Below are 13,573 nucleotides of genomic sequence, written 5' to 3'. Positions count from 1 at the left end.
AATTATCATTTTGATGCTTATCTCAAACTCATTAATGCCGACAACAGTGCATTGAGTTAAAATAAATCCCGTGTTTAAGGCGTGCAAGTTAACTAGGAAGTCACATGAGCCCATTTCGTCCCTCTATATCAAAAACCACAGCTGACAAAACAGCCACGGTGAGAAAGACAGGAAACGATAACGCGCAACATGTCTCACCTAATAGATTGACCTCAGGTGGAAAAACAAATATTACTGGCGCTCAAACAAATACCCAAACAGCATCATCATCGGCAAGTCTTGCACAGCAAAATAGCCAACTTAGCGCACAACAACATGCCTCTCAACAAGCTCTTTCAAGCGCTAGCAACCAAAATCATGGGTCGCAAGCCAATGCCCCGCGCCAAAGTACAAATACGCCAGCAACCGTTGACACCCAAGTAAATAACCTTAAACAGCTTGAACAATTAGATAAACAATTAGCGCATGTAACCAAGGTACAAATTACTCGTGGTAATACATCAAATACGCCATCTCAAGCGATGCAAACGCAAACCAATAGTGACCCAAGCACTCAAGCTGCTAATAACCAAAGCACTAATCAAACGACTAATCCCAAAAGTGCCCCCCAAACCCCACCACAGCCAGCCGTATCCGCTAGGCCACAAGTTAGCGTGCAAGGGCAAGATTTTGATGTAAAGCTTAATCATGAACAAGCTAAACAGCTCAATAAAGCCGCCAGTGTGGTGCTCACTCAACAGCAAATAAAAGCCATCACCGCCGATGCGTTAAAACAAACCATGGCAAGTCAACAAATTGCCAAGGAAGCACAAGCGGGGGCAAGTTCAACAACGACTACGGCCAAACCCATTGCAAGCCAATTAATTATGCTGGCGCAAAGCGTGCAACTAAAAATGCCTCAAGCATTGTCTGAGCTTGCCCAACAAAATGGCGTATCAAGCGCTCAACTGAGTAATTTAGCCTCTCGCCCTCAAGGTTATCCGTTGCCGTTATCGCAAATTAGCGCCAACACATTACAGTTTGCTGACGGCCCTAATATCAAGTTAGATAGCCAACCACGGATTCAATCGGGCGAATACTTAGCAAAAATAGCTGCGCAGCCCCAAAGACTGGTACTAGAGCTCACCAAAGTGTTAGGCACGGTTGATGTTGAGCTCACCCCTAAACAAGCCGCCACTACCCAATTAAACGGTGCAACTAACCTCGTTATCACCAAAAATGAGCCTGGGCAATTACTGGCGCAATTATTTAAAAAACTCGAATCAATTCCGCTTAACCAGGACAATAAAGCAGGCACTGCATCAAATAATGCCAATGCGGCTAATAGCTCAACAAAGTCGGCCAACGCGTCAATTGCGCAAGTGACACCTCAAAATCAATCTGACAGCAAATTAGCTAACCAAGCAGTAAAAGAGCTTCAATCAACCGTTAAAAACCCGCAAGCTGAACTGACAAATAACCTTAACCAACTTGCAGCTAAAGCCACAGCAAAATCCAATAGCAGCCAAACAACAGCGCCAATACTGCCAACAGATAAAGCCGGCGCATCAAATGCCAATTCAGCGAATGGAAACACTGACGCGGCAAAAAATACTGCAGCGCCATTAACCAACGGCTTATCAATGGCAAGTATTAAAAGAATGTCTGCTGAAGTGCAAACTACTCAAGCTAATCAACAAACATCTGCAGCGGACAAAAACATATTAGGTAATGCAAAAGAAGGGATTATTGGCCCAAGTTATCAAGCTAAAACCACCGACAGCAGCCCGATTGACGTACTTGCAAAAGCATTAACTAAAGCTGGTACGCTCCCAAGCGATAACACTCAAGTTGCAACAGCGAAAGTCAATTTAGCCACCGAACTATTAAAGTTATTGCCGCAAATAGCACCTAAACCGCTAACCAGTTTAGCTGAGCCGCAATTACTACAAGCAGAGCTTCATAGTTTGGCTGCATTACAAGTCTCGCACCCTTCTTCGGCTACAACGCCTTTGGTCAGTGGCAGCGCAATTACTACCTTATTTCAGTTATTGTTAGGTGTTAGGGCGCAAAATCAAAATAACAAAATATCGACTAAACTCGCCGCTCATATCCAAAAGCTACAAACCGCTGCAGTTGGCAAGTTGGCCCATGCTAGCGCATTAATGACGGGGCTAGATAAAGCAGGTACCTTAGACAGCTTAGGGCAATTAAGTCACAGCGTGAGCTTGTATCAACAAGCTAGCTCTGATCCAAATCAAGCGCCAACGTGGTACTTTGCGATGCCCTATTCTATTAATCAAAAACAAGAGCAATTTGAAGGCAAGTTTGAACAAAAAAAAGATGACGATGACAATAAAAAAGGCTGGCGTTTACAACTAAAATTTAATATTACCCAAGGTTCATTGATTGTTATTGCCCACAAACGCAATGCGCTTTTAGACATCACCGTACAAGGCAATAATCAACAAACATTGGATAAAATAGTTAACTTTCAAGACGCTTTTAAACAAAAAATATCCGCGATAGGGTTTACAACCGGACAATTTAAAACTGAAGTGAAACCGATACCGCCAACACTATTACCAGGCGATCACTTTTTAGTAAAAACGCTCGCTTGATAACCGGTAAGTAATAGAAGGCAATAATGCATGGCAGATGAACACCAAAGTAAAAAACAAGCCGTTGCACTTAGCTTCGACGGTAAAAATGCCCCGAAAGTGACGGCAAAAGGCGAAGACCTTTTAGCTGAAGAAATTATCGCTCTTGCCAAAGAAGCGGGGATTCATATTCATAAAGACCCTAATTTAAGCAATTTTTTACAGTTGTTAGAATTAGGAGAAGATATTCCCAAAGAGCTGTATTTGCTTATCGCGGAGATTATCGCATTCGTATATATGTTAGATGGCAAGTTCCCAGAGCAATGGAATAACTTACATCAACGGATTGTCGAGCAGGTTTAGGCTCCCCTCCACGCAAAACACATAAATAGCATTAGCCCGTTTTAGCTTCAGCAGCACAAGCTTTGATCACCTTTTTGAGCCCTACTCGCCAATCTGTCGCTACCACGCCAAATGTTTCATAAAAAGAGTCACAATTTAACGACGAATATTTAGGCCTTTTAGCTTGTTGGCCAACGGCTTTGACATAGTCAATTGTTGATACCGCGGTTAATGCAGGTGGAATAAACGAGTTACGTTCTATTTCAGCAAACTGAAATATACTTTGTGCGAATTCAAACCAGCTAACATCCATATATTCACATTCAGATGATGATTGAGTTTGCAGATCAGCTTTATGCTGTTGCTGTTGCTGTTGCTGTTGCAAAAAGGCTGGCGAAACGACAGTGTCAGAAAAATGGTAAACCGCTGATGGTACAGATTGACGGGCATTTTTCTGAACAACCGCAATTAACGCATCGGCAAGATGCCCGGCATAAGTGGGGTTGCCGCGTTGATCATTAACAATGTTCAGAGGCTTAGCTAAAGCATTAGCGTGGTAAAACCCGCCCAACCTCAGCATTGATTTAACAAAGTTTTGGCCAAATTCACTGAATAACCAAGACGTACGGATCACAACATATCTGCAGCCGCTATTGATAGCATTAAGCTCGCCTTGTCGCTTGCTCAGTCCGTATTGATTTAAAGGCTGGCAAGGATCATCTGATAAATAAGGCCTGCTTGTATTGCCGTCAAAAACATAATCTGTCGATAGATAAATAAGCAAAATATCATTGCGTTTACATTGTTGAGATAGTGTTTGCACACCGTCGGCATTAACAGCAAAAACATCAGATTGCTTGTCTATTTGCTCAGCTTGTTCTACATCAGTCAATGCTGCGCAATTAATAATAATGTGAGGTTTAATGTCATTAATTGCAGCTTGCACATTATAAGCATGGGTTATGTCGAGTTGGGCTTTATTGGTAAACACAAACTCAATTGCATTATCATTTATTGCATAAGTTGGTGCGTTATCTTGATAAGCAGGCGCAAATAATCGTCCATCGTCAACAATAAGCCTCGCCTTTAATGATTGCGCTAGCTGGCTTTGGCCGCCAATAACCAATACCTTCATAAAAATAATTGCTGCCAACTCAGGCCGTCGCGATCTTTATCAGACAAAATAACTTCAGCTTGCGGCCATTCAATAGCAATAGTGGGGTCATCCCAACGCAAGGTTTGTTCGCTTTGAGGGTGATAATAATCAGAACATTTATATTCAACATCATTGATATCATCAAGCGCTAGAAAACCATGAGCTAAACCTTTTGGTACCCATAATTGAAGGCGGTTATGTTCAGTGAGCTCAATACCAAACCAGTGTTTAAACGTGGCTGAGTCAGTTCTTAAATCCACAACCACATCAAATATTGCCCCGCGAGTGCAACGAACTAGCTTAGCTTGCGGCCGCTGCGCTTGAAAATGCATGCCGCGTAATACGCCCTTATTTGAACGGGAGTAGTTATCTTGAACAAACGGTTCATTCTCGCCCAATAACTTCTGGTATTGTGCCAGTTGATAAGTTTGCGCAAAAAAGCCGCGATGATCTTGATAAACAGTCGGCGTAATGAGTTTAACCCCATCAATAGCCGTTGATTTAATGTTGATGTAAATGCTCCTTTATAAGCAAGTTTAAATATTGCCCATAACTGTTATTACTCATTAGTTCAGCGCGCTTTTTCACGATATCAATTGAAAGCCACCCATTGTTTAAGCCTATTTCTTCTAAACAAGCCACTTTAAAACCTTGACGTTTTTCCACAGTTTGTACAAATTGCCCTGCCTCTAACAATGACTCATGCGTACCGGTATCAAGCCAAGCAAAACCACGGCCTAAAATTTCTACATGTAATAATTGTTTTGAGGTGCCTAACGTGATGGGGTGCAAACGGGTGCCATTACCACCGGCTAAGATAATCCCTTTACACGGCTGATTTTTCATTGTTGTTTGTCCTGTCCAATACGGCTCAGTTGGTAAGTATCATCAACAATTGCCTGCCACCACGCTTTATTGGTTAAATACCACTGCACGGTTTTGTGTAAGCCGCTGCTAAAGGTTTCTTGTGGCTGCCAGCCTAATTGGGTAGAAATTTTAGTGCTGTTTATCGCATAGCGCTTATCGTGCCCAGGCCGATCACTCACAAAACGAATCAAACTAGCAAACCCATTTTCAGGGCGATATTGCGGCGCTAGCTGCTCTAATATTTGGCATATCTGCTTAACCACGTCAATATTGGTGATTTGGTTTAAGCCGCCAATATTATAGGTTTCGCCTAATTTGCCTTGGGTTAACACCAAGTATAAGGCTCTAACATGATCATCAACATGCAGCCAGTCGCGCACTTGCAAACCATCACCATAAACGGGTAACGATTTACCCGATAATGCAGACAAAATCATATGTGGGATCAGTTTTTCAGGAAATTGATGTGAACCATAATTGTTAGTGCAATTACTTATAACAACAGGTAAACCATAGGTTTTACACCATGCATTGACCAAATGATCAGAGGCGGCTTTTGAAGCAGAATAAGGCGAGCTAGGTTTATAAGCATGTTGTTCAGTAAACGCTGGCGCTGTGGCGGTTAAATCGCCATACACTTCATCGGTAGAAATATGATGGAAACGAAACGCTAGACGCGCTTTTTGCTCCAGGTTTTGCCAATAAGCTCTAACAGATTCAAGCAGCTGAAATGTACCCACTATATTGGTTTGAATAAAGTCACCTGGCCCATCAATCGAGCGGTCTACATGAGATTGCGCCGCCAAATGCATTACCGCTTTAGGTTTGTATTGTTGTAAAACCTGCGTAACGGCTAGCGCATCACAAATATCACCTTGAATAAAACGATAGCGAGGATGCATGTCAATTGACATTAACGACGCTAAATTACCTGAATAACTCAATGAGTCAAAATTGATCACCTGCTCTTGGGTATGATTGATTAAGTAACGAATTAACGCGCTACCAATAAACCCTGCACCACCAGTGATTAAAATCATGCTTTACCTACAAATGATCTTTGAGCAATTAATTTCGCTATCTTACCATAGCCGTTTGATATTCATCATCACAGGGGGGGATAATCTGTTGAACCAAAAGCCAATGCTCAGTCAGCCTTGGCTTTGTTATTTATTAGCTAAAAAACCAAGCCAAGTGCCAACGCAACGTACAATCAACACTTACAAACGCATTAAAGGCTTAACACAATAAAACGCGCAATTGCGGACAGACTCGTTTAGGTATTAACTTACAACCTAAAGCACAAGCCAGCCAAACATAAACAGTTAATAATTAACAAAAAAGGCAGCAGCAATACACAATAACTAACGAAATAACTAGCACAATGATGGGTAAAGTGACTCAAAAACCGATGAGATAAAGAATACCGTGACAATATGCACATATCGTCGGTATCCATGCTAAAATCCACCTAATTTTTACGGGGGAAATTTGGATAATCTCCGCGAACAATCAGTCATTGATTAATGTAGTGAGTCGCTATTTGCCTCGTATTTATTGCATTACACATTTTGCCAAATTGTAAATGAGTACATCATGAAACTAAAATTATTAGCCAGTTTGACCATTTTAACGAGTTTTGCCTCACAAGCATCGTGGTGGGTAGAGCCAACCGATTTAGCACTTCGTGCTGATATTCAGCTACTTGCTGATACAGGGGTGATTATTCAACCTGTCACCACCTACCCTTTAATGTGGTCTGGCATTAAAAAGGACCTTGATAACTCATCTCGTCAAGCAATGACGCCTTTTCAGCAAGCGGCTTTTGACCGAGTAGTCCAAGCATATGACAACGCGAATCAATCAACCAATGTCAGCGTAAGCCTTAACGGTGCAACCGATCAAGCTAGGTTTATAGGCTTTGGTAATGATTACCGCGACAAAGCTGAAGTAAAAGTTGATACCTCAATCACGCAAGACTGGTTTAGTGGTCGGTTATCCGCCAGTTATCATTATGATGCAATTGATGGCAATGAAACCCGCCTAGATGACAGCTTTGCTGCGGTAAAGTTAGGCAACTGGATAGTCTCTGGCGGCGCAATTAAAAAATATTGGGGACCTGGGTGGGACTCAGGGCTAATTCAAACGGCAAATGCACGACCAATGCCAGGCATTACATTAAGCAGAGATGACAGTAACGCATTTGAGTCGCCTTGGCTTAGTTGGGTTGGCCCTTGGACATTTACCACCAGCTTTAGCCAAATGGAAAGCGACCGTTATGTACCTGACGCCAAACATTGGGGCGCACGAGGCACTTTAAAGCCCATTAGCAAGTTAGAGGTTGGGTTTTCATGGGTGATGCAATGGGGCGGCGAAGGTTACGGCAATAGCTTATCTGATTGGTGGGACGGTTTAACTAATGGTGGTGTTATAGAGTCAGAGGTTAAAAATGGTCAAGAAAACCTACTCGCAGGTTATGACTTTAGATGGTCTGACACCGCTTGGGGCGTACCATATGGCATTTACTATGAACGCACTCATGAAGACTACCATAAAGTAAAACATCGCTTAATTAATGCCTCAAATATGGGCGGCGTTGATATTTATCTTAAAGATATTAAAACCCGAGTTTTTGCTGAGTACACCGACACAACTGCCTCTTGTGGTATATCAAGTGACGTATTTAACTGCATGTATGAACACGGATTTTATAGAAGCGGCTATCGTTACTACGGCCGTAGTTTAGGCACCACATATGATAATGATTCAAGAGTATTAGTACTCGGCGGCATCACTCAGCTGTCAAACCAGCAATCACTTACCACCAAGTTACGCTGGGCAAAACTCAATGTGGATGGCACAGATAAAGGCTCCCCGGGTGGCAACCCAATTTCTCCAGCACGTTATGAGCAACTATACCAAGTTGATGCTAGTTATCATCGCCCGCTTTATCAAGGTAAATTAACCTTAGGCGGCACAGTGGGTTATAGTACTTATCCAGATATCACATTAAATAGTGATTGGGATACGGTATTTTATGCCGGCTGGCAACGTGATTTTTAATCTCAGAGTTTAAAAGTTACAACAATAAAAAAGGCTTTAAGTAAAAACTTAAAGCCTTTTTTAATTCTATGATGTTGTGTACTTATAGTGTCATGAATGTTTAGGTCAGAAATAATCAGTCTTACTAAAATCAATCATATTTAAAGAGTAAATCCACAACACCTCAACTCTCAAATCTCAAATCTCAAATCTCAAATCTCAACAAAATAACACTCATTTAGTCGATGTATCTATTTGTTTGTATCTATTGGGTTATTGTTGCTTTACCGCTTTTGCAATATGTTCAGCTTGTTGCTGGCTCATAGTAGGGTCTGTAGATTCAACCATCACGCGAATAAGCGGCTCGGTACCTGACTTTCTTAATAGCACTCGACCATTATCAGCCAGCACGTTTTCCGCCTCTGTCACCGCTTGTTTAACTGCATCGGATGCAATAATTTCATCGGCGTTATCTTGGGTGAGTTTGATGTTTAATAATACTTGTGGCAGCATTTGCATGCCAGAAACCAAGGTTTCCAATGTACACTCTGCATCGTTAGCTTGCGCCAATAACAAAGCTTGAAGTACCAATAAAGAGGCCACAACGCCGTCACCGGTTGAAGCATGATCTAGGTGTAATATATGCCCAGAACCTTCGCCGCCTAATCGCCAACCCGTTTGCTGCAACAGTTCAACAACATAACGGTCACCCACTTTAGCGCGCTTAAATGGAATACCCATGTCACGCAATGCCATCTCTAAACCTAAGTTAGACATTAATGTACCGACAACACCACCATGCAAAGTGCCATTCTCTTGCGCGGTTTTTGCCAATATATAGAGTATCTGATCGCCATCGACGACATGACCGTGGTTATCAACAAACATAATACGATCTGCATCGCCATCAAGTGCAATGCCTAAGTCCGCTTCATGCACCAACACAGCGGTTTGCAAACTATCTAAATGTGTTGCACCGCAGTGATCATTAATATTTATTCCATTGGGTTTAGCGTTTATGCTAATCACTTGTGCGCCTAATTCACTGTAAACGTTAGGCGCAATATGGTAAGCCGCACCATTGGCACTATCGACAACAATTTTTAAACCTTCTAATGACAGTTCTTTATTGAACACGCCCTTACAAAACTCAATGTAACGCCCCGCAGCATCGTTGATGCGGCGCACTTTGCCTAACTCTTCAGAAGCAACACAATCCATCGCATTATGGTTCAGTGCTTGGTCTAATAACGCTTCTATCTCTAATTCTTGTGCATCGTTTAATTTTGTACCTGAATTTGAGAAAAACTTAATTCCGTTATCATAATATGGATTATGAGATGCACTGATGACCACACCGGCATCTGCTCTAAATGTCGATGCCAAATAAGCAACTGCAGGGGTTGGCATTGGGCCAACTAAAGCCACATTAACACCAGCGGCAGAAAAACCCGCTTGCATGGCAGACTCAAGCATATAACCACTAATACGCGTGTCTTTACCAATTAACACTTCTTTAGTACCACCAGAGGCAAGCACCTTACCAGCCGCCCAACCTAACTTCATAGCAAAAACGGGGGTTATTGGAAAACTTCCCACTTTACCGCGTACACCATCGGTACCAAAAAATTTACGAGACATGCTTTCTCCGAACCCAAGTTCAAACTAACTGAAAAAATATTGCTATTTTAAAGCAATGTCATTAACAACAAAATAGCTTATATGACTAAATGACAGAATAATGAATGACTAAATATTGAAAAGTGTTACGGCGGCTAACTCTTTTTAGGAAAAACAGTAAATACAAAATTCACCATGTGATATATGGATGACTCCGTTTTTACAACACTTTTTAAATGATTGGCTCACTATTACGCATGCAGCTGCTAGAGGAGGCATCGACAACCGTGACAGCGCTATGGTGCAACAAAGATACAAATTTATCTGCACCAGATGGTTATTTCAGTATAAAATAAAAGGCTTAATGCAAATAAAAAAGTTCATTTTAATGAAACAACATAAAATTACCAAAGCTGTTATTCCTGTTGCTGGGTTAGGTACAAGAATGTTACCTGCCACTAAAACCATCCCTAAAGAAATGCTGCCTATTATGGATAAACCACTTATCCAATATGTTGTACAAGAAGCCATTGAAGCCGGTATAAAAGAAATCGTACTGGTCACTCATGCGAGTAAAAATGCAGTGGAAAATCACTTCGATACCAGCTTTGAACTGGAAGCGCATCTTGAGAAACGTGTAAAAAGGCAGCTACTTTCGGAAGTAAAAGCAATATGCCCTGCTGATGTCTCTATCATTAGCGTGCGCCAAGCTCAAGCTAAAGGCTTAGGCCATGCCATTTTATGCGCTAAAACCGTTGTGGGTAACGCACCTTTTGCTGTGCTTTTACCAGATGTCATTCTTGATTCAGCAAGTAGCAATTTGAAAACGGATAACTTAGCACAAATGGTGACATTATTTGATCAAACCGAAGTTGGTCAAATAATGGTAGAGGGCGTACCCGAAACTCAAGTTGATCAGTATGGTATAGCGGATATTAATGGAAAAAATCTCAAACCTGGTGAGTCATTACCATTAACTAAGTTAGTGGAAAAGCCAGAAATCGAAGAAGCACCTTCAAATTTAGGTATTGTAGGACGTTATATTTTACCAGCTGAAATTTGGTCGTACCTAGCGAAAACCCCTGCTGGTGCTGGTGATGAAATCCAATTAACAGATGCCATAGCAATGTTAATGGAAAACCAAACTGTGAATGCTTATTACATGCAAGGTAAAAGCCACGACTGCGGTAATAAATTGGGATACATGCAAGCAGGTGTTGAGCATGCATTACGCCATAAAGAAATTGGCAAAGAATTTAGCGATTATATTAAAACGATAGCCAAAACATTGTAAGCGAAAAGAGATATCCCCTTATTAGGGTTAACGTTTAAACGACGACAGTTCAAGGCCCGTATATAAAATAAAAAAGCGCATATCTGTAAATGATTTGCGCTTTTTTATAGGGAGAAATTATAAATTGACAATATTACTTTGCGACTGAATATTTTTCGCTTGCTGCTGGTAAAGTAAATCACAAATACCATCAGTAGGAGCAAAACCTGTTGGTGTTGTTAACAGAATATTCCTTATACCTTCTAAGTCTCTTGTATTGCATGCAATATCCAACTTATCTAAAATAACTTCATATTCTTTCCAACTTAAATTAAGCTCATTAGCTGTCATAATACGTTCATGATTAGTGCCGGTAACGTCATCGCCAATCAAGAGTTCTTCATATAACTTTTCACCGGGTCTCAAACCGCTAAACTCAATAGCAATATCACCATTTGGGTTTTCATCATTAAGCACATCAAAGCCACTCAGGCGGATCATTTTTTGTGCAAGATCGACAATTTTAACTGATTTACCCATATCTAACACAAATACATCCCCCCCTTTACCCATCGCTCCAGCTTGAATGACCAGTTGAGACGCTTCAGGAATAGTCATAAAGAAACGCGTAATTTCAGGGTGAGTAACGGTTAAAGGACCTCCTTTAGCTATTTGACTTCTAAACAACGGAACTACAGAGCCAGAAGAGCCCAACACATTACCAAATCGGACCATACAAAAGCGGGTTGCATTACCTTCGTTAGCAAATGCTTGCAAAACCAGCTCGGCCATACGTTTAGTAGTGCCCATGACATTAGTAGGACGAACCGCTTTGTCGGTAGAAATTAACACAAACGTTTCTACCTTGGCATCAATTGCCGCCCTAACCGTATAAAGCGTGCCGAAAACATTATTACGTATGCCTTCAATCACATTATGCTCAACCAATGGTACGTGTTTATAGGCTGCAGCGTGATAAACCGTTTTTACGCCGAATGACTGCATTATCGAACGCACTCGATTTTCGTTTTGAACAGAACCTAACATAGGTAAAATTGGTACATCTAAATTTAACTCTTTCGCCATTAGCGATAATTCGCTTTCTATGGCGTATAGAGAATATTCCGATAACTCAAATAAAATGAGCTTTTTAGGCGATTGCCTTAAAATTTGACGGCATAGCTCAGAACCAATAGAGCCACCAGCCCCCGTGACCATAACCACTTTATCAATAATATTGGCTTGCAATAAATCTTGGCGAGGGGCAACACTTTCTCGCCCTAAAAGATCGTCAATCTCAACTTCTTTGACATCACTATAGAGTTTGTCACCATTAACTAAATCAGCTGTTGACGGAATAGTCAAAACAGGTACTGACAAAAACTCAAGTTGCGTTAAAATAGCTTTACGTTTTGAGCGCGTAGCACTTGGTATTGCCAATAACACTTTAGTCGCCGCTTTCTTTTTTGTTAATTGTTGAATTACATCAGGGGAATAAACATTCACCCCTTGAATAACAGTGCCATGTAAATTGGTGTCTTCATCAACAAATGCAACCGGATAATATTCACGACTTTGCACTAATGAACTCAGTAACTGGCGCCCACTAACACCGGCACCATAAATAATCACTGGTTCACCGTCTTTTTTAATACTTGTGCCAATAAAAGAACGAATTAATACGCGTGAACCACCGACACACATCAACATAAAGGCTGCATAGATAAATGGAAGGGTACGAGGCATATCGGCAGTTAAATAAAATGCCACAACAACAAGCGAAATTGTAGAAAGTAAAATTCCGGTATTAATTGCCACTAAAGCATGTAAACCAATATAGCGAAGAACAGCACGGTACAAACCTAGCTTGGTGAAAAAAAACAGACTCATAGGAAGGACAAAAAATAGCACCGTCCAATATGAAATATTAGAAAAAATGTGCACTTCATCAATTCTAACAAACAAAGCCATCCAAAATGACAATGTAATAAATACACTATCACCCAAGAGACTAACAAGTCGTTTTTGAGCACGTGAAAGTGAAAATATTTTTTGTAAATGCTGCATTGATTACTCCAAATACAGGGATTATTAACAACTAAAATAATTAAGTTAATATCTTAAATAGCTACTTCAAAAAAAATGTAAATTTACAATAATTAAATACTTAAACTCTTTCATTAGCAACATCTACCAAATCTATACACTAATAACTAAAAATAATGAAATAGTTAAAACAATTATCCACACAACAACCATAAACATCTAATTTCATAATGTATTAAATTAAAATAGATACAGTATTTAGATTACTCTTGGCTAGCTCGTTAATGTAAAAGACAAAGACTCTAAAAATACTAAATTAACAATACATGGAGATTAATAGTTGTGTAACCATCCCCTATATCGATCATTTTTTAATAGAGCTTTCCTCATTTAACCGCTCATATAATTTGGGTGGTAAATCATTCAGTGATTCATGTGGCCGATCATAATTATATTCTTCAATCCAACTATCTGTGATTTCTCTTACCTGAGTCAAGCTATTGAACAAGTAACAGTCTAATACTTCATTTCGATAAGTGCGGTTGAATCGTTCAATATACGCATTTTGTGTAGGTTTCCCTGGCTTAATAAAATCTAACTTAATGCCATGTTGCTCTGCCCAAACCTCAAGTGCATGTGAGATAAACT

General features: G+C 40.6%; 11 protein-coding genes. 4 read left to right on the top strand and 7 right to left on the bottom strand.

Going from position 1 to position 13,573, the window contains the following annotated elements:
- Nucleotides 1-104 precede the first annotated feature (104 nt).
- Together G3R48_RS04740 and G3R48_RS04735 are read left to right on the top strand one after the other, a co-directional pair.
- Nucleotides 105-2,600: a hypothetical protein gene (locus G3R48_RS04740; RefSeq protein ID WP_153662708.1), complete on the top strand. Its 2,496-nt coding sequence runs from the start codon at nt 105-107 to the stop codon at nt 2,598-2,600.
- A 30-nt stretch (nt 2,601-2,630) separates the two neighbouring features.
- A complete protein-coding gene (locus G3R48_RS04735) occupies nt 2,631-2,942 on the top strand; it encodes an EscU/YscU/HrcU family type III secretion system export apparatus switch protein (protein WP_153662710.1) in 312 nt (103 codons plus the stop codon).
- 31 nt (nt 2,943-2,973) lie between these two features.
- Here G3R48_RS04735 and G3R48_RS04730 read toward each other — a convergent pair whose 3' ends face one another.
- Genes G3R48_RS04730 through rfbB form a run of 4 tightly spaced genes read right to left on the bottom strand, consistent with a single transcriptional unit; the run spans nt 2,974 to nt 5,984 of the window.
- Nucleotides 2,974-4,056: an SDR family oxidoreductase gene (locus G3R48_RS04730; protein WP_153662712.1), complete on the bottom strand. Its 1,083-nt coding sequence runs from the start codon at nt 4,054-4,056 to the stop codon at nt 2,974-2,976.
- The gene (rfbC, locus tag G3R48_RS04725; RefSeq protein WP_343227745.1) at nt 4,053-4,568 is read right to left on the bottom strand and encodes a dTDP-4-dehydrorhamnose 3,5-epimerase; all 516 of its coding nucleotides are present in this window, start codon (nt 4,566-4,568) and stop codon (nt 4,053-4,055) included. Before rfbC ends, G3R48_RS04730 begins: the two co-directional genes overlap by 4 nt.
- Before the next feature lie 10 nt (nt 4,569-4,578).
- Complete coding sequence (locus G3R48_RS04720) at nt 4,579-4,923, bottom strand: sugar phosphate nucleotidyltransferase (protein ID WP_194823856.1); 345 nt, start codon at nt 4,921-4,923, stop codon at nt 4,579-4,581.
- Nucleotides 4,920-5,984 carry a dTDP-glucose 4,6-dehydratase gene (gene rfbB, locus G3R48_RS04715; RefSeq protein ID WP_153662714.1) on the bottom strand — a complete coding sequence of 355 codons (1,065 nt, stop codon included), beginning with the start codon at nt 5,982-5,984 and terminating at the stop codon, nt 4,920-4,922. The genes G3R48_RS04720 and rfbB overlap by 4 nt, the downstream gene beginning before the upstream one ends.
- A gap of 556 nt (nt 5,985-6,540) precedes the next feature.
- Between rfbB and G3R48_RS04710 the strand changes: the two genes are divergently transcribed.
- A complete protein-coding gene (locus G3R48_RS04710) occupies nt 6,541-8,007 on the top strand; it encodes a capsule assembly Wzi family protein (protein ID WP_153662716.1) in 1,467 nt (488 codons plus the stop codon).
- A 252-nt stretch (nt 8,008-8,259) separates the two neighbouring features.
- Here the strand turns inward: G3R48_RS04710 and glmM are convergent, their stop codons facing one another.
- Nucleotides 8,260-9,627 (bottom strand): phosphoglucosamine mutase, encoded by a 1,368-nt coding sequence (gene glmM, locus G3R48_RS04705; protein WP_153662718.1) that lies wholly within the window; start codon nt 9,625-9,627, stop codon nt 8,260-8,262.
- Between the two features lie 367 nt (nt 9,628-9,994).
- Here glmM and galU point away from each other — a divergent pair, with 367 nt between their 5' ends.
- Nucleotides 9,995-10,900, top strand: coding sequence for a UTP--glucose-1-phosphate uridylyltransferase GalU (galU, locus tag G3R48_RS04700; RefSeq protein ID WP_153662720.1), 906 nt, complete (start codon nt 9,995-9,997; stop codon nt 10,898-10,900).
- A gap of 117 nt (nt 10,901-11,017) precedes the next feature.
- On the opposite strand, the gene G3R48_RS04695 is transcribed toward galU, so the two are convergent.
- Together G3R48_RS04695 and G3R48_RS04690 are read right to left on the bottom strand one after the other, a co-directional pair.
- A complete protein-coding gene (locus tag G3R48_RS04695) occupies nt 11,018-12,946 on the bottom strand; it encodes a polysaccharide biosynthesis protein (protein WP_153662722.1) in 1,929 nt (642 codons plus the stop codon).
- Nucleotides 12,947-13,289: 343 nt separating this feature from the next.
- On the bottom strand, nt 13,290-13,573 hold a 284-nt coding region (locus G3R48_RS04690), incomplete at its 5' end, for an integrase core domain-containing protein (protein ID WP_212593221.1).

The organism is Shewanella intestini, assembly GCF_018221465.1.
Taxonomy (GTDB): Bacteria; Pseudomonadota; Gammaproteobacteria; order Enterobacterales; family Shewanellaceae; genus Shewanella; species Shewanella intestini.
Note: the sequence above shows the minus strand (reverse complement) of the source record. Positions and strands in the feature narration are given on the sequence as shown.

Excerpts from the sequence above, each read along its gene's own strand:
- G3R48_RS04730 (WP_153662712.1), bottom strand. The coding sequence starts at position 4,056 with ATGAAGGTATTGGTTATTGGCGGCCAAAGCCAGCTAGCGCAATCATTA.
- rfbB (WP_153662714.1), bottom strand. The coding sequence starts at position 5,984 with ATGATTTTAATCACTGGTGGTGCAGGGTTTATTGGTAGCGCGTTAATT.
- G3R48_RS04735 (WP_153662710.1), top strand. The coding sequence starts at position 2,631 with ATGGCAGATGAACACCAAAGTAAAAAACAAGCCGTTGCACTTAGCTTC.
- G3R48_RS04695 (WP_153662722.1), bottom strand. The coding sequence starts at position 12,946 with ATGCAGCATTTACAAAAAATATTTTCACTTTCACGTGCTCAAAAACGA.
- galU (WP_153662720.1), top strand. The coding sequence starts at position 9,995 with ATGAAACAACATAAAATTACCAAAGCTGTTATTCCTGTTGCTGGGTTA.
- G3R48_RS04740 (WP_153662708.1), top strand. The coding sequence starts at position 105 with ATGAGCCCATTTCGTCCCTCTATATCAAAAACCACAGCTGACAAAACA.
- glmM (WP_153662718.1), bottom strand. The coding sequence starts at position 9,627 with ATGTCTCGTAAATTTTTTGGTACCGATGGTGTACGCGGTAAAGTGGGA.
- G3R48_RS04710 (WP_153662716.1), top strand. The coding sequence starts at position 6,541 with ATGAAACTAAAATTATTAGCCAGTTTGACCATTTTAACGAGTTTTGCC.
- G3R48_RS04720 (WP_194823856.1), bottom strand. The coding sequence starts at position 4,923 with ATGAAAAATCAGCCGTGTAAAGGGATTATCTTAGCCGGTGGTAATGGC.